This is a genomic window from Sulfobacillus thermotolerans (assembly GCF_039623705.1).
GTDB classification, from domain to species: Bacteria; Bacillota; Sulfobacillia; order Sulfobacillales; family Sulfobacillaceae; genus Sulfobacillus; species Sulfobacillus thermotolerans.
Window position 1 is genome coordinate 1,600,671 of record NZ_CP133983.1, and the last position, 21,476, is coordinate 1,622,146.

Here is a 21,476-nt window from a genome sequence, read left to right on the forward strand (position 1 = left end):
AACTTGTCGACATTCTAAATCCCGCAAAACCGCAATATGACGCCGTTCCCACTCACCCTGTCAGCAACGTTAGTTCCACGGTTCGGAACTAACGTTGCTGACACGACGGTCTATACTTACGGCGCAGGAAGTCCGAAGTCAGCCTATGAATGCATTGGTCTCCAGAGTTCTGCGCTGATACGAGTCGGTTGGAGTCTCTTATTTCCCCGTGCGACGGTTAACCACTTGGCGGCGGTGAATCCCGGAAGGTCCGCTGCCGCGATGAGTGTTCGGCACGTGATATGCTCTAAGAGGATGTTGGCGCTAATACGTCTCCATCCATAGCAGCGCGACGGACTTCTTCGGCCCTCCGCCCCCACAGGGTTCCGGCCACGATAAGCGCACCTCCAATTCCCGCCACTACCGACAAGGCTTCACCCCCGACGACGGCGAACACCGCTGCAAAAGCTGGCTCCAGGCCAAGCAACAAGGCGGCCCGCGCCGCGGAGGTGTGTTGAATACTGACCATTTGGACGACAAATGCCACAACCGTGCCAAAGACGCCTAAGTAGGCCGCGATCACCCAGAACAGTGGAGCATGGAGAACGGTCATGTTGTGGCTAGATGAGGTTGTGAGCACGCTCGCAACGCCACAGATCAGGAACACGGTGGTGAACTGGATCCCGTTCAATGCAATGATATCCATACGGTCGACCGGGACCCACCGCTTCGTCACGGTCATTTGGGTCGCGCGCAGGGCAGCGGCAATCAAGATTAGTCCGTCGCCGAGATTCAACGTGAACGGGCCTCCGTGCACGGACGTTACGAGCACGGTGCCCAAGACCGCCAGCGCCATGGCTCCTATCAAGGGCCAGCGGATGCGATACCGTAGTAAAAGCGCCTCAACCCACGGAACCATCACTACTCCGACTCCATGCGGCCCCGAAAGACGACGACGCTCGGATCCTAAAGAGCGGCCGTCGCAGGATTTCGATGGCATGATTCGGCAGTTTGGGCAAGACACGGCGGATACAAGCTGTCGCGGTCTCGGCTCGATGGTCATGATCGGGCCGTAAACCCAACAGCGCCACGTAGTCGGGGCGATAGGGATGAAATCCGTCTTCCGTATGAAATTCGAGGTAGGCCGATCCCGTATTCTCTTGCGTGTCTTCCTTCCCCTGGACGGGGATCACATCCTGCACGAGCGCCCCGTCTTTTTCGTCCGCATAACATAAAAGTTCTCCCAGCACCGACATGATCGTGAGCAAGACCCCTTCACTGACCCGGGTGCCTTTCTCAGGCGACGGACGGCCATCTTGAGGGGTCGGCGGTAAGGCTGCGTCTATTGGCAGGCCGCGAAACAGCAGTGTGCCGAATTCATTGGAGCGGGCCCGGAAGTCCAAGAGAATGGAGACAAGCCGGGGCGGCAATCGGGACGCGGCTTGTTGTGCCCATGTTAAAATTTCTGGCGTAGGATTAAAGACATCAAACAGGGGGAGTTCCTCGACTACGCCAGCCACAATCTCCCGTTCTTCAGCCGACAAAACGAGCGTCGGCACAAGACCTACGGAGTGTGTAGATGTCATCATGTCACACGGTTCGAATTGTATTGCCATGGTATTCATTCCTCCTATTCGTTGCCCACCGTTCCAATGCGGTATTGACGAGCCAGAGAGCGATAAAAACTTTCAAGGGTGTAGGGTTGGAATTCGTCCGGAAAGGTTGGGATGGCTCCGGCGTGTAAGGAATCCGGCGCACGCCGCGCCAAGCAAAACGCCCCTTGATGGGATACGGACCATCGTACCTCGCCAGTAATCGGACGGTTTAGATTCTGAATGGCCAAATCCAGGCTCTGTTTGAGCGGCGAAAACCAACCGCCGAGACAGACGTGCCGGGTCCATTCGTCGTCCAGCGTGCGTTTGATCCGAAGTTCCTCCCTTGCTAGGATCTGCTCTTCGAGCAACGCGTGGCTTTCAAGAATCAGGTGGGCTGCCGGCGCTTCTCGGAGTTCGGGATTCTTGACGCCAAACACACCGTCTTCTAATCCTACAAAGCGCCCAATACCATAGGGCCCAAGCAATTGATTCAAATGGTCGATCAATTGCGAGAGAGGATAGGGGACACCATCGACAGCGACAGGCTGCCCTTGCTCGAACGCGATCGTAACGACGATCGGTGGCTTCTCCTCCATGCGCGTCCACGCAAACACCGATTCCACCGGAATGTCGATCGCGGGGTCCTCTAACGAATCGTTTTCGATCACCCGGGCCCAGAGGTTTTCATCAATGGAGTACGTCTGATGTAAGGTCCGCGGTGGCGCGATGCCGCGGTCGGCGAGGTATTGCGTCTTGGCTTCCCGTGAAATGTAATCGCCAAAACCGGGACACAGCAGATCCAACCTAGGGGCCAAGGAAAATATGGATAAGTTGACTCGGGCTGCGGTATTTTGATAGGGCGTGGCACTGTGGACGATCAAGGTGTGACCACGCTCCGTAGCCAGCCGTACGGCCTCCTGGGCCATCAGCGGCCGGGTAAAACTCGACGACAGGGGAAAGTTGCCATTGTATCGAGCGTTGGCTCGAATACCCGCTGCCAAAAACTCGTCAGCCAGCCGCTCCCGCCCATCAACCACAATGAGGTCAAGCCCGTACGACTTGACCTCTTCGTGGCTCGGCAAGGCTGATTGTCCCACATTCACCGTGAGCGCGGTCACCGCAATGTCCATATCCCGTAGCCTCTGAGCAGTATAGAGACTGTCGAGGCCGCCCGAGTATAATAAGACAGCGCCTGTCACGGAACGGTCGACGTCCGCAAACGTGGAGAAAACACGCGACATTTTATCACCCCTTTACGGAGTAATATACTAATATATTTGGTAGAGTTTAGGCAACAAATAGGAGGTAGATTGGTGATGCCAATTCCACCACGCATCCCACCGGTCCCGCAACACTCGTCGAAATCGTATGCCATGGAACTGCTTCAGCGTTGGATTATTGACGGCACCTTGGGAGACGGGGAGCGGATATCCGATGCGGTCATCGCCGAAGCGCTGGGCATTAGTCGCACGCCCGTCCGCGAAGCGTTACTCATTCTGGAAACGCAAGGGTTCGTTGAGATGCGGCGTGGGCGCGATACCCGTGTCCGCGCTGTGCAGGCGCGGGATCTTTATCAACTGTATCCGCCCCTAGCCGCCTTACAACGAGCTGCAGTCCGGTTGGCCTTGCCCAGAATGACCTCGCGCATCCTTGACGAGCTCCGAGAAATCAATGGCCGCTTTGCGGAGTCTCTCAAGGAGCATGATGTCTTCAAGGCCATGGAGCATGACGAAGAGTTTCATGACCGCATTGTCGAGACGGCCGAGAACCATTATATAACCGCCTTCGTCGGAACTTTGCAACTTCACATTCGACGCTTGAAGTATCGATTCTTCACCCACGCCTCGCCTGGCGAGGCGTCCGTTCTAGAGCATGAAGAGCTGATTCGTGCTTTCGAAACGAAAGACCTCGATCGCCTAGGAACAGTGATGGAGGCGAACTGGCTACGACCGATGTATGAGTTGGCTCAGGCCCTCGACATAGACGATATAGCATCTAGCGAAACGGCAGGCCCGCTTCTGTAAGGGGCTTGTGGACCCGCAAATAGTCGGCGACCGAAGCCTGTTTGCCGATAGGCCGGGGTTGAAGGCCGCCATGCCTTGGTCGGGGACGGTCACTCAAGCCGGTGAAAGACGTGCTGCTTCGCCTGAATGGATACTGGCGGGCATATTCTGCTGAATAAACTGTTCAAGTTGGCTAAATCCTGGAAATCCTGCGACCGCAGAATTTGGTCCCCATAACGCGGGCCCGCTGATACCTTGACCGTTTTGACCATGGCAGGGAGTGCAGGTATTAGAAAAGATTTGGTGGCCTCGTCCTAGAAGCGTGCTTTCATAGGGCAGGGATTTGGGTGTTGGTGTCGGAGGATTTTCGGTGCCACAACCGGTGAAGAGAAGCATGGTAACCCCAAACCCAACAAATAGGGCGCGATAGTTCATTAGACTCCCTCTTTTCATTGCCAAATTGTGTGGTCTAATGACAGTGTGTCTGTCCACTTCGTGTCCTATTCCTACAAGTCCCCCACCTGTCATGCGATTCGTATGCCGAGGCGTGCCGACCCCAGGCTGATTGTGCAAAGGGCTGTCTGAATGTCTCGACTGGCCTTGTCTTACATGAAGAAGACAAGTGACAATATTTTCTTTATGAAGAGCGTTAGACTAAAGTCGGTAACCAACTCCTGAAATCCTCGAAATGGGGGTGCGTCTGTGGGATTCGATGTATGCAAAGGCTTGCCGCAAATAGAAACGCCCCGGTTAATTCTGCGTCCTTTCAGGCTGTCTGATAGTGAAGATGTCTTCGCGTACGCCTCGGATCTTATGGTGACTCAGTGGACGCTATGGGAAGCCCATGCGGACGGGAATGCGTCGCGGTTAAGGGTACAGTCGGTGGTTGAGCGCTATACGGTGGCCCCATATTTTTGTTGGGCGATAGAAGACAAACGCCAAAGAACAGTGATTGGTAGCTGCGGATTTGATGATCATTGGCATAGGAAAAGTCACAGAGCACGCTATGCGTATGTTTTATCCCGTGACTTTTGGGGACAAGGGATAGAATGGGAGGCAGGGCAGGAGATTTTACGTTTTGGGTTTACAGATTTGGAACTTCACCGGGTAACAGGACGTTGCTTACGCGATGATACCCAAGCGGAGCGCATTTATCAGCGGCTCGGCTTGACCTATGAAGGGATGCTCTGGGATCACGTGTGGTCAAAAGGGCAATTTCGAACGGTAAAATATTATGGATTGCTTGCCCCGGAGTATTTTGCCCGGGTTGACATGATGAGAAAACGCTCCGCCTTTGAGTGACCCCGCAGCTCAGCTATTATCTAGTTTGATCGCCCATAGCCAGCCCGTGCGATCCACGACAGCAAAATGGTCATGGAACGTAAAGTGGTCTTGGATGAAGGACCACATCGTCTCGCTTAAACAATAATAGAGGGCGTCATTTTGACGGGTGTGGGCGTTGAGGTTACGGAAAATACACCCCGATTGATAATACGCCATGACCGCGTTTGCCGTGGAAAACCATAGTCCAGAGGGAAGTGTCTAGCAAAAAGCCCCTCGCCTCCGAAGGGACGTGTCGGCGCCACTATCTAACGTATAAGTGAAACCGTCGGACGTAATGCGTGGGCTCCATCCGCAATGCGCTAGCGCACGTCGATTGATGTTATCGTTCTTCTCTTCCATTTGGGAGTCAAAATGTTGCTTCCTGCAGCTGAGCAGAAGTTCACCACCTCGACAGTCAAGGTGTCCTTGCGTTATACTCCTAGCCGTGACGGCGGATTGAGACAGTCCGTCCTATTTTTTGTGTGGGTTAAAATACACCATGGAGGCTCTGGGCAGTCAACCTCATGATTAGGAGAGAACAGTCGTGGCCTCATTGAACAAGGTGTTGACGTGGCGTCAGGGCGCAGGGTTGACGATCGCGGGGGTTTTGGGTTCTGGCGTTCTCATTTTGCCTGAAGTCACCGCCCAAATGGCAGGTCCTGCTGCGATGGTGGCATGGCTGACGATGGCTTGTCTCGCGATTCCTACGGCGTGGACCTTTGGCCGACTAGGAACCCGCTATCCGGATGCAGGCGGCATTGCCAGCTATGTTCGAGCGGCTTTTGGCGACCGGGCAGGACGAATGGTCGGGATTCTCTATTTAGGCACCGTTCCCGTCGCCGCGCCCGCAGCAGCACTGATTGGCGCTGGCTATATGGGAGCTTTGCTTCATTGGAGTAATGGAGCTATTGTGTTATTGGCCGCAGCATTACTTGTTACGGCCCTGGTGATCAATTTGTTGGGCGTGGAATGGTCAGGAAAAACAGCAACGGGAATTGTGTTGGGGATTAGCGCCCTGCTCGTCGCAGCCGTAGCCAGCGCAGTCACGGCCGTCCATTGGCGAAACTTTGGCCCCTTTTCTCCGCATGGATGGTGGCCTGTTGGTCAATCGATTGCGTTGTTATACTGGGCATTTGTGGGATGGGAAATGGTCGGGCATTTGGCCGAAGAATTTGTTGACCCGGTTCATAACATCCCCAAGTCTTTGGGGCTAGCTGTGGTGGTTATCGACGTGTTATATCTGAGTGTCGTGACGGTAACCATTGGGACAAAATCGTACGATATGGGGCACAGTGGTGCGGGCTTGGCCAAGTTGGTGGGACTTGGTCTGGGACCGTGGGGGGCCATGCTGACCGCGGTCATTGCCTTGCTCATTACTTATGGCACTATGCATACGTATATTGCGGGGTTCTCGCGTTTGGTCTATGCCCAGTCGCGTCTTGGGGATTTGCCGCCTTACTTTTCAAAGCTGCATGACACATGGCACACGCCGTACCGGGTTCTGGCGATGTTAGTCATTCCGTTTGCCATCGTTTTAGGTGCCAAAGCCCTCTTTGATGTATCGCTGGCCACATTAATTGCCTGGCCGTCTGCGGTGTTTATTGCGTTATACCTTTTGGCTATGGCATCCGCGTGGCGTTTGTTGAAAGCTCCCACTGAACGGTTCGCGGCCCTGATTGTTGGGCTCGTGAGTTTTGCTGCATTTATTTTTGTCGGTTGGGCCGCATTATTACCTGCAGTTTTAGGACTAACCGGATGGGCAATGGCGCCGACTCACGAAATACCGCCCCAAACATATTGACCGTTTCTGACGGTTTGCCTCTAACACATGAGATGATGACCGAATACACAAACAGTCGTCAGTGCTCTAAGCGTTTTAAGTGCGTGGAGGTCGCGACATGAGAACAGGAATTTGTGGCCGCCTTGCGGTGTAGGCTATAGCCCGGCTATAATGACTCAAATACCAAGCTGGGCGTAAAAAGTAGTCTCATTGTACTCACGCATCATAAAGGGGCGGATACTCTATGGATATTTATTCGCAAGCGGTTCAGCCCATCCTTGTTCCTTCTCCTGATAACGCGGTATCCCCACCAATTTTTCAAACGGCTGCCTATGCCTTTCGGGATATTAACGAAGTCGACGAAGTGCTGAGCGGACAACGCCCCGGTTATTCCTACACGCGCGGAGGAAATCCTAACACGGAGGCGCTTGGGCAATTTGTCGCCAATTTAGAAGGGGCTGAGGCCGGCCTTGTCACATCGTCGGGGACCGCGGCACTTCTAGCCGGCATTATGACATTGCTGCCCCATCCCGGTTGCATCCTTGTAGCTCGGGAAATTTATGGGGGAACGGTCGGGCTTGTCCGTGATATATTGGGTCCCATGGGATATCGTTTGCAGTGGGTCGATACCCACAACCCAGAAACGGTTCGTGACGCACTGGGGCAAGGCGCGGGGCTCCTAATCATGGAAAGTATTTCGAATCCCTTAGGGCGTGTCTGTGATCTTGAGCACCTTATTACCATAGCTCACGAGCACCATGTGCCTGTCATGATTGACAATACCTTTGCGACGCCGTTTCATGCGACGCCATTACAGTGGGCAGCGGATTTGGTGGTACACTCCCTGACAAAATTCATCGGAGGGCATAGTGATCTCATCTTGGGAGTCGTGGTGGGGGTCCATGACACGATTCAGCGCGCATCGCACATTGTGGATGCGGCGGGCTTTACCCCCGATCCTTTTGCCTCATGGCTTTGCTTACGCGGGGCACGCACGTTGGCTTTGCGTATGCGGCAAGCGAGCACAAATGCGCTTGAGCTGGCGCAGGCATTAGAGCAGGCCCAGGGCGTGCGCCGTGTCTATTACTCGGGCTTGCCATCTCACCCCGATCATGAGGTGGCAACACGCCTTCTGCAGCGGGGCTTTGGAAGCATTGTGTCGATCTCTGTGGACGGTGGATATGAGGGCGTTCAGACGATGATCCGTCACCTCGACCGGGTGCGGTTGGTGCCAAGTCTTGGAGACGTCGCGACGACCATTTCCCATCCTGTGGTGGCATCACACCGCGAGTTAACCTCTGAAGAGAAAGAGATTGTAGGGATTGATGAGAGTATTGTGCGTATTTCTGTAGGTATTGAATCCAGCAGCGATATTATTGACGATTTTGTTCAAGCGCTAAGCCATTCGCTTTGACACGCGTGAGTACCTTCGAATGCTCCAGAACTATAGCATGTTCTTCTCCACGGATAGTGTCGTGACATTAAGGTCGCCGCGAGAAGAGGCAGTCTTGGTGTGATAGGGTAAGGATAAACGCGGTGCGTAAGCACGGGCGTTTATCCCCTGAGCGTTAAGCTTGTAGGCTCTGAATAACTTCGTCTGTCGAACGGATGCGTCCGATGCGGCTTAAGGCCACACGAAAGGCGAACGCGTGATCTTCAGCAGAGCGCGCGGAACAGGCATCTTCAACAAAGACCTGTTGGTAACCACGTTCATAAGCATCGCGAGCGGTGCTTTCGACGCCGTAGTTAGTGGATATGCCCGCTAACACAATGGTGTTAATGCCACGCCGCCTTAGCTGCAAGTCCAAGTCCGTTCCATAAAAGGCACCCCATTGCCGTTTACGAACAATATGATCGCCCGGTTTTGGCCCCATTTCCGGCACAATTTCGTCCCAACCCGGAGGCGGTGTGGGCCAACTGTTTTCTTGATCAGTCAGAGGATTTAGCGCGTCTTTGCGGTCGGGGGACGGTCCCACATGGACTAACACAACGAATACCCCAGCGGCTCGGCATGCGTCTGCCAATTTAGCTGCGTTGGAGACCACGGTACTGGTACTATGTGGTGCAGCAGGCATACCGACAATGCCTTTTTGCAAGTCAATCACGACTAATGCCGTATGTTGAGGGTCAAGCGTTAAAGGTTCAGGCATTTTGGTTCCTCCATTTTCAAAGTCGGTGGCATCGGGACCGGTGTCAACACATATCACTTCGGATATGCTAGAAATATTATACCAATCTTTGCCGCCTTCGTTGAGGGACCCATTCCTGTCTGGTATGCTAAACATGCGAAGACTCACCCATGAAAGGCTTGGAAGGAGAAAAGAACCGATGTATGATGTCGCAATTATCGGGGCTGGGCCGGCAGGGGCCAGCGCCGCGATGTTTTTAGCAAAAGCCGGGCAAAAAACCCTCATGTTTGACAATGGGTTAAGTGTCACGCGACGAGCCTTGATAAAAAACCATTATGGGGCAGGCACTTTGACGGGACCTGAAATGGTCGAGCTTGGAAAATCCCAAGCCAGGGAATTAGGAGCGGAGATCACAGATGAACAGGTCACCAATATTGTTCCGCGCGATGGTGGAGGCTTTGACATCGAGACGGAACACCACGTCTATCAAGCGAAACAAGTAATTCTCGCCACCGGTCTTTATACCGATTTGGCTGAACGTATCGGGGTTGAGACCAAGCCGGGCACGGAACCGCGAATTAAAACGATTGTGGCGACGGATGCCGCGGGCAAAACTTCGGTGGACGGCATATGGGCCGCCGGAACCCTTGCAGGAGTCAGCATGCATACGATTATTACTGCAGGCGATGGAGCCAAAGTGGCGATTAATCTACTAAGCGAGTTATCAGGGAACCGTTATGTGGATCATGATGTTTACAAACCGGACTAAGGTCAAGCAGTGACGTGACGAGGGCCTCGTAATGTGGAGGCCTTCGTTATTTTTTCGTGGGGACGTCGCTTGAAGAGGTCTCGGGGTTGAACAAAAATCTCGGCGAGTAACAGGATTTTACCACTAAGGTCGGCCCACGGCGCAGGGCTTAAAAGACATATCTTGGCCTGCCAGGTGGGTTGAGCCGTACTACGCCGTGCTTCTTCATGCTTCGCGAATCCACTGCGCTGCCACACTGACGCCTGTTGCCCACACGGATGCCCAAAAGAAAAATCCACCCACTGGACTATTGGCAGAAGATACGAAATCAGTATACTGATAATGACAGTTCAAAGAAGGAAGGGTAGCGCAGATGGTCTCGGGGGGAACGATTGCGGCGTCAGCAAAGGCAAGTCGCCCATCATGGAAGACGGGCTATTATACGTTTTCGCACTTTTTGAATGATGCGTATCCGAATTTATATCCAGCGTTGTTACCGGTCCTGATGGTGAGCATGCATTTCTCTGTCGCGTTGGCGGGTTTACTCAGTTCCATCGCCGCCTTAACGACACAAATGTTGCAGCCGCTTATGGGATTGTGGGCCGACCGGGTGGGAACTCGCATGTTTGTGGCCGGCGGCCTTTTTGTGGGCAGCTTGGTGTCAGCTACGGCTTTAGCGTTTTCCCCGTCTTATGCCGTCTTTGTGGCAGCCTTGCTCATCGGCGGGTTAGGAAATGCCGCATTTCATCCTCATGCCTCGGCTCTGGTTGGGGAGCTCTCGGGTTCACGTAAAGGCTTAGGCATGAGTCTATTTATGATAGGGGGCAATTTTGGACGCGCGATCGCCCCGATCGCGGCGACCACGACATTCTTATATTTGGGGCGACACGGCTTATGGGTATTAGCGCTACCCGGAATGGCCATGGCGATTGTCATGTGGTTTGTGATGCGTCCGGCCCCGCGTCCTAAAATCCGCAACCAAAAAATATGGACCCCGGCCTTTCGCCAAGGCTTGAAGCATGCGGGCACCCTGTTAGCCGTGGTCATGTTGCGAAATATGGCGTCCATGGCTACCATGACATTGCTCCCGATTATGTGGCATCACTTACACCGGCCCTTAAGCCAATCGGCGGCATTATTGTCCACCCTGTTTTTGGTGGGGAGCATTGGCAATATGACCGGTGGGGCTATTTCGGATAAATTGGGCCCCAAGCCTGTCTTGATTGGATCCGCCGTATTGTCGAGCCTTTTTCTATGGGCGTTTTTGCACGCAAGCGGCATTGGCATCTGGCTAAGCATCGGATTGCTCGGATTCTCATTGTATTCCACGGGTTCTGTGGTAATGGTGTATGGGCAAGCGCTCTTCCCGGAGAATAAGGGCATGGCCTCAGGATTGACGTTGGGGATTGGCAATACCCTAGGAGCTTTAGCCGTAGGTGGCATCGGTATGATTGCTACGCGCGTGGGCAGTCAAGAAGCCTTAACGATTACTGCCATCTTGGTATTGCTGAGCATTCCATTTTCATTACGCTTAAAAAAGATATAAGAGGCGTGTTGCAAACGAAGAAGGCTCGGGGATGTGTAAAGTCCCCAGGCCCCTAAAGGCAATCGCTTTTCCCCGGCCATTTCTTGCGATGGCCGGGGAATTTTTGTCGACTGGCGACTAGCGACTTTTCCCGGTGTGGCGGTCGTGCTATGATCGTGTCGCGCTCAGCACCAGACGCCCCGGGTGTTGTATGATCGTGTTGTCAAGGTTGCAACGGACCAATGCATGAAACCCCTGGGCGCGCGGGCTAGGACTGATTCGGAACGTGGAAACAGCCCTTGGGCAGTCGCGGAGCAGAGGTTTTATCCAGGGAGGACATTTTGCATAAAGCTATGACCTTAGAAACCTTTCACGCTCAGGTGGCAGCCGCCGCCCAAACGTCATCGATTAATCAGCAAATTGCCGAGTATATTTCTGAACGTTATCGTGAAGTCTCTTTTATGACGGCTAGTGAGCTAGCTCACGTCATTGGCGTAAGCCAAGCCTCCATCACCCGCTTCAGTGTGGCTATGGGTTTTTCCGGCTATACCGATTTTGTCAGGACGTTGCAAGGCTTGGTACGCGAACAATGGAACACGCCAGATCGGGCCGTCTATGTTCAACCTGAATGGTCGGCCCAAGCGGATCTTTTGGTCGCTCAAGAGATTCAGAATCTCGAAGGATTACCGGCGTTAGTTGCGGATAGCCACGTGCAAGAGATGGCCAAGGCCATAGCAGGCGCACGCCGTGTCGTCCTGGCGGGGGCTCGCGCGTCGTCGACCATTGTGCCCTATGCCGCATATTTTCTCAGCAAAGTGAAAGATGGGGTGGAAATCGCAACGCCGAACACGCCATTATGGGAAACGTTTGGACTCAACCCAGATCCTGAGGCATTGGTTGTGGCATGGGTCTTTCCACGCTATCCGCAGCCTTTAATTACATGGCTCGAACGTTTACGGCAAGACAATATTCCCATTGCGGCGTTTACGGACAGGTGGGTGTCCCCCGCGGTGCAACTCGCTGATCCTGTGGTTGTAGTACCTGTCGCGAGCGCTTCCCTCTTCGATTCCTATGCCGCGCCTTTCGTGTTGATTAACTATATTATCCGCCAAGTGGCCGCTTTGCGTCCCGGCTTAAGCCAGCGACTAGAGGCATTGGAAGCTCGCGATCAGGCGAACCATGCATTTTGGACGCGACAGCGGTAGGGATAAGAAGGTCTGCGTTGACAAGTTTTTTTGGCTCAGGCGATTTTGAGAATTAGGGTAGGTTTAGCGTCGTGTGCCTTCGAATCAAAGGAAAAGGCCCGGGAGACTCCCCCGGGCCTTAAGGCTAGCCTCCGTAAAACCAGCCAGTTTCCCGCATAACCAAAGGCACTGCGTCGGGTTGGCGAACCCCTGCACCGGTCACTTCCGCCACAAAAATCGTATGGTCGCCGCGCATAACGGCATCCGTCACGCGAGCTTCAAACCACGCCGGGGTCTCGGTTAATAACGGCAAGCCATATTCAGGGGAAAATTCGAACTCGTGGCCATTGAGTTGACTGCCTTCCACATTTGTCGGACGAAAAAAGTCCGCGGCAATGTCTTTTTGGGCAGAACCCAAGATACTGAGAGCCATATGGCCTGTTTTCTCGACGATTTCATGCAAATGGCTGTCTTTTTTGACGCCCACCATAATCAGGGGCGGTGCAAAAGACGCTTGTGACAGCCAGTTTACGGTACCGGCACTCACATCGTCGCCGTCTTTGGCGGTGAGAATGTATAACCCATATGTAATCATCCGTAAGCTGCGTTTCTTGGCTTCTTGGTCCATAAGATCCCTCCTGAGTGGTCACGACGTTCTCTATCATTCATAGCACATTTCACCGTGCTTGACTATTTTCGGATGCGGAACTTTATTGGCCACGCCGCCTGCATGCTCTGCATGTCTGGAGGGAATGCTTGACAAGGGATGAGGTTTAAGTGTATCTTGTATCCAATAGGACAAAGTCCTAGAACATATTGAGGAGGAATAATGATGGACACCATGCAGAATTATGATATCCAACCGATGCCTCGGCTGAATGAGCCCGCTCCAGAATTCGAAGCGGATACCACCTTTGGCCACATCCGCTTATCGGACTTTCGCGGTAAGTGGGTCGTGATGTATTCCCACCCCGCCGACTTTACGCCGGTGTGCACCACGGAGTTTATGGGATTTTCTGCGCGCAAGAAAGAATTCGATGAAATGAATGTGCAGCTATTGGGATTAAGCATTGACTCGGTGTTTTCCCATTTAGCATGGGTCAATTCGATTCAAAAGGACTTCGGACAACACACGCCATTTCCGATTATTGCCGACTTGGACATGCACGTGTCGAAACTCTACGGGATGATTCATCCGAAGGCCGCCACGACGCAAGCGGTGCGCGCGCTCTTTATCATCGACCCCGAGGGTATTTTGCGCCTCATGATTTATTATCCGATGACCACCGGAAGAAATATTGATGAAGTCATCCGTGTATTGAAGTCTTTGCAGACGGTCGACCAATACAAGGTGAATACAGGCGCCAACTGGCAGCCCGGAGATCCCGTCATCGTCTCTCCGCCTAACACGGTCAAATCGCTTGATGAACGGTCGGCGCAAAAAGATGTCGATTGCAAAGCGTGGTACTTTTGCACCAAGAAGCTTTAACAACTTCTAGATTGTCCCTACGGTCTGCCAAGCGGCAGGCCGTTTTTACATCGTAGGGTTCTCACCAGCTCTGGGGCGGCGGCAAAGACTATGATTCTTAAAATGGGAACTTTAGAAAAGCGGTTCTGAGCGACATTCATTGTGCGGTAGTATTGTATAGAGATATTTTCCTTAAGGAAAGACCGGAAACATGCGGCAACGTCGTCTTGGTCGCATAGGATTAATGACAGCGTATCGTCAATATGGTAAGAGAAGAACCCATGAAAACTCGTCGAAAGGGATAACACAGGTGAATACGATTATACCGGAGCAAAACACGACCACACTACGCCGCCAGGTCGTCACAGAAGCGCGTCAAAAATGGCAAGAAAAACTCTTTGACTTAGGCAGGCGCAACAACCTGTTATATTACCGGGATCTCAAAACGGGATCGCTGCGTTTCGATCCGGTCAATGCGCAATTTATCGACCAGCTCTTTGGAGACGAGGCCTTCGATCTAACGGAATACTTGGCGAACCGAGAAGACGATCTCAAAAAATTGCGCACGATTTCTGATAAGGCGCAGAGCAATTTTGAGGAAAAAGGGATGACCACGGCATACCTGGCAGCGGGATTGGCCACATGGCGAACCAGTGATAGTGGGCGTGATCCCGTGGCTCCAATCTGGCTGGTGCCCATTCAGTTGGAGTCCGATGGCCTTCTCCACATGAAATACCGCATCATGCGTACAGGAGAGATCCGGGTTAATCCGATTCTGCTTCACGTATTACGGAAGGATTTTGGCGTTGTTCTCAACGATGAAGACCTTCCCGCCAATTGGGAAGCATTGAAGCGCCAGGGTCAGGCGATTCAACAACAGGCCCATGAAGTGCCTGGATTTACCGTTCAGGATATCGCGATTTTGGGCAACTTTTCTTTTCAAAAAATGGCCATGGTGGAAGATCTCAACGAGCTAGGCGAGGCATTGATCGAAAATGACCTCGTTGCGGCCCTTGCTGGCGATCCGGACGCCATCACCCGCTTATTTGCCGGCGGATCCCCCGCAGACATCGCCGAGCTTGATCAAATCCCACCGGATGATGAGTTTACGTTACTCGATGCGGACTCTAGTCAACAACAAGTGATTCGAACCGTCATTCAAGGGCGTTCAGGCGTTATTTTGGGCCCGCCAGGAACTGGAAAAAGTCAAACCATTGTCAATATCATTGCCGAATATGCGGCGCGCGGCAAAAGTGTTCTATTTGTGGCCGAAAAGCGTGCGGCTCTTGATGTGGTGCTAGGCCGCTTAAAGGATGTGGGTCTGGATTATCTGGCATTGGATTTGCAGGCGGCTGAACAATCGAAGAAAATGATTGCGAACCAACTCGGATCCAGTTTGAACCGAATTCGGAATGCCGAGCCGGTTGAGTCCAATGGTCTTCATCAGCGATTGGTCGAGCGTCGCAATCGACTCATGGTCTTCATCAGCGATTGGTCGAGCGTCGCAATCGACTCAATCGCTACGTCGAAAAGCTTCATCGCGCACGGGAACCCTTTCAAATGAGTTTATATCGTTTGCAAGGCGAGTTATTGATGAATAGCGGACCCCGGGTGGGGACCCGTTGGACGGCTTCCGCCTTAGAACGCTGGACACCCGAATCGAAAGCCCATGCCGAAGAGCAGTTAAAAGAGTTGGCTGGACTGCAATCCATTACCACATCGTCATGGGCCCAGGCAAGATTCGTCACCGTAGAGGAAGTAGCTACGACCTTGGCCATCGTGCAAAATCTTCGCGACCGGCTGTGGCCAGAATTTCGCAGTCGGGCCATATGGATTGAGAATGGGGAATACGGGCAGGTGAGGACGTTGCAGGATATCGACCGCATGCTGACGCTTTTTCCTCAAATTGCGGAATTGCAAACCCTCTATCGCTCTGAGGTGTATGCGCTGGATTTGCAAGAAATGGCCAGTGCTTTGGAACCCGCTAGACGCGGGGTATTCTCCGCTTTTGTGCACCGCCTTACTGATACGCGCTTTAAAGACGCTCTTAAAACATTGGCACAATACCGGATTGCGGGTGCGGTTCAGCCTGACGATGTCGAGCGTTTGGTCGACCAACAAGCGCAGTGGCTCGAGCGGGGGAGCCAAGGCATCCCTCGAGTCCCTGACGACCACCAAGTCCACCTCGCCCTATGGGCTGAGGTGAGAGATGCTCTGAATCACTTGACACGGCTGGGGTTGCCGATTTGGGATCATGATTGGCATGGATGGGAATCGATGTTACACGCCCTGGCCGATGACCGGGTTACACCGCACCGCATGGTGCGTGCCCACCAGTTGCGCGAAGCCCTGCAAGGGGCGAATATGGGGCCCTTGCTTGACGAGTTGGAGAACCGCCAAATTCCTGCTGAGGAGTGGCGTCAGGCGTTTCGCTATGCGGTCTATTCCTCAGCGGTCGACCACATTTTGTCTGGGGACCCGGAGTTGGGCGCGTTTACGCGAGAAAATCACGAGCGTGTCATTGAAGAGTTTCGATCGGATGACCAAGACCGCCTGCATATTGCACGCTTACGCGTATCACGGCACCACGCATCTGCTGCTATCACCATGCTTAATGCGTTCGGACAAGAAGAGCAATTGGTACGCCAAGAATCGCAGAAAAAGTCGCGACATTTATCGCTTCGAAAGTTTTTGCAACGGGCGCCCCATGCTTTATTGGCGCTCCGTCCTTGCTGGGTAGGGAGTCCGCTGAGTGTTAGTCAATTGCTGCCCGCGCAAACCTTGTTTGATTTGGTCTTGTTCGATGAAGGCAGCCAGGTGCTGCCTGAAGATGCCATTGCCGCTATTGCGCGCGGGAAGCAGACGGTCATCGCAGGGGACAATCATCAGCTGCCACCGACGCCATTTTTTGCTTCGACCCCAGAGGACATCGAGGATGACGAAGCGTTACCTTTTGAGGGATATGAAAGTGTTTTAGATCTGATGTCGGGAATGACGTCTCCCTGGTGGCTACGTTGGCACTACCGTAGCCGCGACGAACGGCTGATTGCTTTTTCCAACCACCATATCTATGGCAACAGCCTCATTACCTTTCCTGGCCGTGGTCACGATCGGCCAGTGCGTCATGTTTTAGTACCCCAAACTGCGGGCACTGACCAAGATGCTCAAAGTGTCGCGGCAGAAGCAGAACGCGTGGTGCAATTGATCCTTTCACATGCCAAGGAGCGCCCCCAGGATTCCCTAGGCGTCATCACCATGGGCATTAAGCATGCGGAACGCATTCAAATGGCTTTAGATGCAGCCCTGCGCTCTCACTCAGACTTAGCCGATTTTTTTTGACGCGCATAAACCCGAACATTTTTTCGTCAAAAACTTGGAACGGGTACAAGGTGACGAGCGTGATGCGGTCATCTTATCTATTGGATACGGCAAGGATCGTAGTGGTACGCTTCCTTACCGTTTTGGCCCACTATTACATAATGGAGGGGAAAGGCGACTTAATGTCGCCATCACCCGGGCCCGAAAAACCCTGACGGTCGTGTCCTCGTTTGATTCTCGCGATATGGACCCTGAACGCAAAATGTCTCGTGGTGTGGAGTTGTTGCGCGCGTTCCTCGAGTATGCAGAATCTCACGGGGACCGTTTAGAACGGGAAGACAACCACGATGACGTGCCTTTGAACCCGTTTGAATTGGCGGTCCGCGATGCGTTGACGGCGAAAGGATTAGCGCTGGTCCCCCAGTGGGGTGTCTCGCGATATCGGCTGGATTTTGCCGTGAAGCATCCTAAGAGGCCGGGAGAATTTGTTTTGGCCATTGAGTGTGACGGCGCGTCCTACCACGCGGCCCCCACCGCTCGCGACCGGGACCGGTTGCGCCAACAGCAACTTGAAGCCTTAGGCTGGCGATTTCATCGGATTTGGTCGACCGAGTGGTTTAGAAACCCCGGGGGAGAAGTCGAACGCGTCCTCAGGGCGTACCAAGCGGCTATCACGGCGGCGGACACAAGTACGTCTCATCTTGGCCCTATCATCGAAAAAAGTGTACAAATGCCGGTGAAGGCGATGACCCCACAGGGGCCACCGCCCAAGGTGACGCCAGGTCTTTCCATTGACCAACGAGGCGATGAGGAATTAGTCCAATTGATCGCCTGGCTCGAATCAGATGGTCGTTTGCGTACAAATGAAGAGCTTGTTAAGGAACTGATGTCGCTTTTAGGTTATAAACGGCGGGGGCCGCGCATTGAAACCCGGCTGCACGGCGCCATTAATCAATGGCGTGACAGAGTATCAATGACCCCGCCATCAGGCGCATAGGGCACAAAGCTGTCAACGGTCCGGCCCTAAGGGGCGGACCCGTTGACTCAGGCAAGTACAAAAGGATGTTAGACCTTTCGCCAAACAAGTCAGCACGTGGGTCCTTAGAGATTATTACTATTGTAGGATGGCAGCCGAATACGCAGTTAACGAATTTAGCGGAATGCGCATGCAAGCTATGGAGTCCTTTCACATTCTTTCGCACCCACGGGTGTCTAGCACAGCGCTTGGAATATCCTACCCGATGAGGAGCTCATCATGGTCTGTTACCATAACGGCGGTGTGACCGGAATAGAACTGGTATCGGGGTAGTTCTGGCCTTCTTGGGCATTTGTAATATTGGGACCGTTGGGGGTTATTGTGGTCATGGCTGCTAAGGCAGCCCATTTGTCTTGCCGTGGCACATCAATCATATATCGCGCTTGAATGCCGGCGTTCATGACACCCCCCGCACTAAACCCATTTTGACTCCAGGCAATCCCTACCCGGAGGTCTCCCGGATGACCAGTAGTTTGCTCGACAATAACCTCCGTCGTAGGGGTAACAATTTGCCACGACGCATGAAGGATCGTGTTAAAAGCCGGAAAGGCTTCCGGAATGTACGTTGGCGGACTCGAATGCAGGGGCATCGCGTTTTCAATTACCGTCGGTGTTTGAATCCATAACAGCGGTAATCCCGTTTCCTGCCACGTGCGTGAAGTTATGGGGACGCCGGTCTGGGCCGACAATGTAGCAAAAGTTTGCCATGTCCATGCCCCTAAAAATACCGTCGGTTGCATCGCGGCAGAGTAAGTCGTAACGCCCGACCCATTCGTCGTCGGGGGCAGTCCTTGATCTACGGTCGGAAGCGGATTTACCCCTGGGGTATAATGGTAATTAACGAGCATGCTATATGGTTTGACGCCGGTGTCGGATGATGGAGCTGGCGTTGTGGTCGTGACAATATGCCATGAACTGGCCGCGGCATATTTTCCGACCACAAGAAGCCCGGCGGCGATCACCCCAATATGGACCCACCGCCATTTCCGCTGTGGCGATATGGTAGGGCGTTGCAATTCTTCAAGAAATTCGAGAGGTTCTGGAGGATGGGCCGAAGCATATGAAGGCAATAACTCTGGGGGGGCTGTGGGGGGAGTGGACGACGTCGGCGACAAGGGCTTTAACAGTTCGGTTGATAACTAACCAAAGCTAACTTATACTATCCAAAATGGAGAGATTAGTTAGCATAAGGGAGGCGGCCAAAGCCTTGGGCGTATCCATGACCACTCTGCGACGCTGGGAGGCGGAAGGCCGGCTCATGGCCGAACATACGCCCGGCGGCCACCGGCGCTATTGGCGAAGCTGCGCCCTGAGTGGTTTCATGGTGCTGATACGGCAAACCGGCGCACCGTTGCCTATGCGCGAGTCTCCAGCCACGACCAGAAGGATGATCTGGAACGGCAAAAGCAGGTTTTGGCATTGTTCTGCGCGCGGCAAGGCTGGACATTTGAGGTTATTGCCGACCTGGGTTCCGGCATGAATTACCCCAAGAAGGGCCTGAAACGGCTTCTGGATGCCATCATCGGGGGTGAGGTCGGACGGTTGGTGATCACCCACAAGGACCGCCTGCTGCGGTTCGGCGCGGAACTGGTTTTCGCCATTTGCGAGGCGAAGCAGGTGGAAGTCGTGATTCTCAACCAAGGGCAGTACGAGGCGTGATGGAAAGCCAACCCCTGGAGCCTACCCAAGCCCTCGCAACAATCGTTGCGCCGCCAGTTGAACGCCCTCAAGCGCGATCAGTTCCCGTGGATGCTGGAAGTCACCAAAAACGCACCACAGATGGCCATCATCCAGCTAGGCGAAGCCTTCAAGAATTTCTGGGCGGGACGGGCGAAGTATCCGAAGTTCCGCAAGAAAGGCGTACACGACCGCTTCACCCTGACCAACGACCAGTTTTCTCTCAACGGCCGCCGCATCCGCATCCCTAATCTGGGCTGGGTACGGATGCGGGAGTCGTTGCGTTTCACTGGCAAGCTCCTGTCCGCCACCATCTCCCGTGTGGCCGACCGTTGGTTTGTCAGTATCGCCGTGGATCCCGAAGAACCACCCCAACGCCGCGCTGAAAACCAAGGCGCGGTTGGGGTGGATTGGGGGGTATCGGCGTTGGCAACGCTCTCCACGGGAGAAAAGGTCATAGGCCCCAAGCCCCATAGGGCGTTGCGCAAGCGGTTGCGGCGGTTGTCCCGCAGTCTGTCGCGTAAGCACCGAGCCGCTAAAGCCCAGCTCGGCTTGGCAGCCAAGGCGCCTATACCAAAGGGCGTAAGGCTGCCGGTGTCGGAGAATGCGAAAAAATCCAGGGCTAAACTGTCCAGGCTCCATGCCCGTGTCGCCAATATCCGGGCCGACGCTTTGCACAAGCTCACGTCCGACCTCACTCGCCGGTTTCATACCATCGGCATCGAGGACCTGAATGTGCGCGGGATGCTGAAGAACCATCGCTTGGCACGCTCCATCGCCGATATGAGTTTCTTCGAGTTCCGGCGGCAACTGGAATACAAGGCCGAACGGCGCGGCGGCATCGTTGTGGTGGCGGACAGATGGTTTGCCAGCAGCAAGATTTGCTCAGTGTGTGCCGTAAAACAGGACAAAATGCCTCTGGCGGTACGCCAGTGGACGTGCCCGGATTGTGGAACCATCCACGACCGGGATGAGAATGCGGCCAGGAATCTTCTGGCGTATGGCTTGGCCGCCCTAAGCGGCTCTACGGCGAGTTCCGCCGGATGTGAAGCCTGTGGAGAGGACGGCTCTGGCTCTAGTCGTAAGACTGGAGTGAAACCGGCCTCAGCGAAGCAGGAAATCAGCTTTGAACCTGTTTGAGCAGGTTCGAGTAGGTCTGATAGAACGGTGTGAGGTCTGCTGGTTTGTAGACGCTAGCCGTATGGGAATGGATGTGTTTGCGGGGCATGGGTATCACCTCGTCATAAGCAGAGTAGACGGATTTTCCACGCCAGAACTGGACGTAGTGTACTGATGACGGTCCCCTCCGCCGAGGCTCCCTAGGTCGGTGGGAAATCCGTCTGCACAGTCATCGTACACTAGCATTTTCCTACGGAAGGGGCGTGGTCCCGGTTAGCACCCACCCCAGAAATTGAGCAGGCCATGGCGGCACGTGTTCCTTTAGGGCGCAGCGGCCAACCTGAAGAATTGGCCAACCTTGCAGCCTTCTTACTTTCAGATTACGCCGCCTTTATCAACGGCGAAGTGGTAACGATTGACGGCGGGGAATGGCTTAAGGGCGCCGGCGAATTTAATATGTTGACTCAGCTCACCCCAGAGGATTGGCAGCGAATTGCTGCATTGATTCCGCGTCGTAATCGTGAGCAAAGCTAGCCAAAGGGCGACATAGGCCAATGGGGTGAGCGTTGGCGAATTTTGTGCACGATACCAG

At 53.8% G+C, this 21,476-nt stretch carries 19 protein-coding genes and 2 pseudogenes; 14 read left to right on the top strand and 7 right to left on the bottom strand.

Going from position 1 to position 21,476, the window contains the following annotated elements; translation table 11 throughout:
- Positions 1 to 286: 286 nt before the first annotated feature.
- The 3 genes from ORD20_RS08090 to ORD20_RS08100 are packed head-to-tail and all read right to left on the bottom strand — an operon-like array spanning position 287 to position 2,815.
- On the bottom strand, positions 287 to 898 hold the full coding sequence (locus ORD20_RS08090) for a DMT family transporter (protein ID WP_430626697.1): 612 nt from the start codon (positions 896 to 898) through the stop codon (positions 287 to 289).
- Positions 882 to 1,595 (bottom strand): hypothetical protein, encoded by a 714-nt coding sequence (locus ORD20_RS08095; protein WP_430626078.1) that lies wholly within the window; start codon positions 1,593 to 1,595, stop codon positions 882 to 884. Before ORD20_RS08095 ends, ORD20_RS08090 begins: the two co-directional genes overlap by 17 nt.
- Positions 1,596 to 1,609: 14 nt before the next feature.
- Positions 1,610 to 2,815: an argininosuccinate synthase domain-containing protein gene (locus ORD20_RS08100; RefSeq protein WP_103376817.1), complete on the bottom strand. Its 1,206-nt coding sequence runs from the start codon at positions 2,813 to 2,815 to the stop codon at positions 1,610 to 1,612.
- A gap of 75 nt (positions 2,816 to 2,890) precedes the next feature.
- On the opposite strand from ORD20_RS08100, the gene ORD20_RS08105 reads away from it, so the two are divergent.
- Complete coding sequence (locus ORD20_RS08105; protein ID WP_103376994.1) at positions 2,891 to 3,598, top strand: GntR family transcriptional regulator; 708 nt, start codon at positions 2,891 to 2,893, stop codon at positions 3,596 to 3,598.
- A 93-nt stretch (positions 3,599 to 3,691) separates the two neighbouring features.
- On the opposite strand, the gene ORD20_RS08110 is transcribed toward ORD20_RS08105, so the two are convergent.
- Positions 3,692 to 4,012 (bottom strand): c-type cytochrome, encoded by a 321-nt coding sequence (locus tag ORD20_RS08110; protein ID WP_430626079.1) that lies wholly within the window; start codon positions 4,010 to 4,012, stop codon positions 3,692 to 3,694.
- Positions 4,013 to 4,279: 267 nt separating this feature from the next.
- On the opposite strand from ORD20_RS08110, the gene ORD20_RS08115 reads away from it, so the two are divergent.
- From ORD20_RS08115 to ORD20_RS08125, 3 genes are all read left to right on the top strand, one after another.
- Complete coding sequence (locus ORD20_RS08115; protein WP_103376815.1) at positions 4,280 to 4,879, top strand: GNAT family N-acetyltransferase; 600 nt, start codon at positions 4,280 to 4,282, stop codon at positions 4,877 to 4,879.
- A gap of 565 nt (positions 4,880 to 5,444) precedes the next feature.
- Entirely contained in the window at positions 5,445 to 6,701 is a 1,257-nt protein-coding gene (locus ORD20_RS08120) for an APC family permease (protein WP_103376814.1), read from the top strand.
- Between the two features lie 223 nt (positions 6,702 to 6,924).
- Entirely contained in the window at positions 6,925 to 8,094 is a 1,170-nt protein-coding gene (locus ORD20_RS08125; RefSeq protein WP_103376813.1) for a trans-sulfuration enzyme family protein, read from the top strand.
- 154 nt (positions 8,095 to 8,248) lie between these two features.
- Here the strand turns inward: ORD20_RS08125 and ORD20_RS08130 are convergent, their stop codons facing one another.
- A complete protein-coding gene (locus ORD20_RS08130; protein WP_103376812.1) occupies positions 8,249 to 8,830 on the bottom strand; it encodes a hydrolase in 582 nt (193 codons plus the stop codon).
- A 178-nt stretch (positions 8,831 to 9,008) separates the two neighbouring features.
- On the opposite strand from ORD20_RS08130, the gene ORD20_RS08135 reads away from it, so the two are divergent.
- From ORD20_RS08135 to ORD20_RS08145, 3 genes are all read left to right on the top strand, one after another.
- A complete protein-coding gene (locus ORD20_RS08135) occupies positions 9,009 to 9,578 on the top strand; it encodes an FAD-dependent oxidoreductase (RefSeq protein WP_103376811.1) in 570 nt (189 codons plus the stop codon).
- A gap of 352 nt (positions 9,579 to 9,930) precedes the next feature.
- Positions 9,931 to 11,103, top strand: a complete 1,173-nt coding sequence (locus ORD20_RS08140; protein WP_103376810.1) for an MFS transporter — start codon at positions 9,931 to 9,933, stop codon at positions 11,101 to 11,103.
- A 320-nt stretch (positions 11,104 to 11,423) separates the two neighbouring features.
- The gene (locus ORD20_RS08145) at positions 11,424 to 12,287 is read left to right on the top strand and encodes a MurR/RpiR family transcriptional regulator (protein ID WP_242968654.1); all 864 of its coding nucleotides are present in this window, start codon (positions 11,424 to 11,426) and stop codon (positions 12,285 to 12,287) included.
- Between the two features lie 124 nt (positions 12,288 to 12,411).
- On the opposite strand, the gene ORD20_RS08150 is transcribed toward ORD20_RS08145, so the two are convergent.
- Positions 12,412 to 12,894, bottom strand: coding sequence for a flavin reductase family protein (locus ORD20_RS08150; protein ID WP_103376809.1), 483 nt, complete (start codon positions 12,892 to 12,894; stop codon positions 12,412 to 12,414).
- Positions 12,895 to 13,095: 201 nt separating this feature from the next.
- Here ORD20_RS08150 and ORD20_RS08155 point away from each other — a divergent pair, with 201 nt between their 5' ends.
- From ORD20_RS08155 to ORD20_RS08170, 4 genes are all read left to right on the top strand, one after another.
- A complete protein-coding gene (locus ORD20_RS08155; RefSeq protein ID WP_242968653.1) occupies positions 13,096 to 13,755 on the top strand; it encodes a peroxiredoxin in 660 nt (219 codons plus the stop codon).
- A 289-nt stretch (positions 13,756 to 14,044) separates the two neighbouring features.
- A complete protein-coding gene (locus ORD20_RS08160) occupies positions 14,045 to 15,298 on the top strand; it encodes a DUF4011 domain-containing protein (protein WP_158246398.1) in 1,254 nt (417 codons plus the stop codon).
- Positions 15,295 to 17,073: a DEAD/DEAH box helicase gene (locus ORD20_RS08165; protein WP_103376807.1), complete on the top strand. Its 1,779-nt coding sequence runs from the start codon at positions 15,295 to 15,297 to the stop codon at positions 17,071 to 17,073. The genes ORD20_RS08160 and ORD20_RS08165 overlap by 4 nt, the downstream gene beginning before the upstream one ends.
- Complete coding sequence (locus tag ORD20_RS08170) at positions 17,063 to 18,049, top strand: AAA domain-containing protein (protein WP_255398216.1); 987 nt, start codon at positions 17,063 to 17,065, stop codon at positions 18,047 to 18,049. Before ORD20_RS08165 ends, ORD20_RS08170 begins: the two co-directional genes overlap by 11 nt.
- 266 nt (positions 18,050 to 18,315) lie before the next feature.
- On the opposite strand, the gene ORD20_RS08175 is transcribed toward ORD20_RS08170, so the two are convergent.
- Positions 18,316 to 19,050: a hypothetical protein gene (locus ORD20_RS08175; RefSeq protein WP_146039117.1), complete on the bottom strand. Its 735-nt coding sequence runs from the start codon at positions 19,048 to 19,050 to the stop codon at positions 18,316 to 18,318.
- Positions 19,051 to 19,256: 206 nt separating this feature from the next.
- Between ORD20_RS08175 and ORD20_RS08180 the strand changes: the two are divergent.
- From ORD20_RS08180 to ORD20_RS08190, 3 genes and pseudogenes are all read left to right on the top strand, one after another.
- A pseudogene (locus ORD20_RS08180) lies at positions 19,257 to 19,735 on the top strand (IS607 family transposase); the annotation flags it as partial.
- A 57-nt stretch (positions 19,736 to 19,792) separates the two neighbouring features.
- Positions 19,793 to 20,905, top strand: coding sequence for an RNA-guided endonuclease InsQ/TnpB family protein (locus ORD20_RS08185; protein WP_430626080.1), 1,113 nt, complete (start codon positions 19,793 to 19,795; stop codon positions 20,903 to 20,905).
- 252 nt (positions 20,906 to 21,157) lie between these two features.
- Positions 21,158 to 21,418 (top strand): annotated as a pseudogene (locus ORD20_RS08190) (SDR family oxidoreductase); the annotation flags it as partial.
- Positions 21,419 to 21,476 lie beyond the last annotated feature (58 nt).

What these genes read in the sequence shown, in the direction of transcription:
- ORD20_RS08090 (WP_430626697.1), bottom strand. Translation starts at nt 898, where the DNA reads ATGGTTCCGTGGGTTGAGGCGCTTTTACTACGGTATCGCATCCGCTGG.
- ORD20_RS08095 (WP_430626078.1), bottom strand. Translation starts at nt 1,595, where the DNA reads ATGGCAATACAATTCGAACCGTGTGACATGATGACATCTACACACTCC.
- ORD20_RS08100 (WP_103376817.1), bottom strand. Translation starts at nt 2,815, where the DNA reads ATGTCGCGTGTTTTCTCCACGTTTGCGGACGTCGACCGTTCCGTGACA.
- ORD20_RS08105 (WP_103376994.1), top strand. Translation starts at nt 2,891, where the DNA reads ATGCCAATTCCACCACGCATCCCACCGGTCCCGCAACACTCGTCGAAA.
- ORD20_RS08110 (WP_430626079.1), bottom strand. Translation starts at nt 4,012, where the DNA reads ATGAACTATCGCGCCCTATTTGTTGGGTTTGGGGTTACCATGCTTCTC.
- ORD20_RS08125 (WP_103376813.1), top strand. Translation starts at nt 6,925, where the DNA reads ATGGATATTTATTCGCAAGCGGTTCAGCCCATCCTTGTTCCTTCTCCT.
- ORD20_RS08130 (WP_103376812.1), bottom strand. Translation starts at nt 8,830, where the DNA reads ATGCCTGAACCTTTAACGCTTGACCCTCAACATACGGCATTAGTCGTG.
- ORD20_RS08135 (WP_103376811.1), top strand. Translation starts at nt 9,009, where the DNA reads ATGTATGATGTCGCAATTATCGGGGCTGGGCCGGCAGGGGCCAGCGCC.
- ORD20_RS08140 (WP_103376810.1), top strand. Translation starts at nt 9,931, where the DNA reads ATGGTCTCGGGGGGAACGATTGCGGCGTCAGCAAAGGCAAGTCGCCCA.
- ORD20_RS08150 (WP_103376809.1), bottom strand. Translation starts at nt 12,894, where the DNA reads ATGGACCAAGAAGCCAAGAAACGCAGCTTACGGATGATTACATATGGG.
- ORD20_RS08155 (WP_242968653.1), top strand. Translation starts at nt 13,096, where the DNA reads ATGATGGACACCATGCAGAATTATGATATCCAACCGATGCCTCGGCTG.
- ORD20_RS08165 (WP_103376807.1), top strand. Translation starts at nt 15,295, where the DNA reads ATGAGTTTATATCGTTTGCAAGGCGAGTTATTGATGAATAGCGGACCC.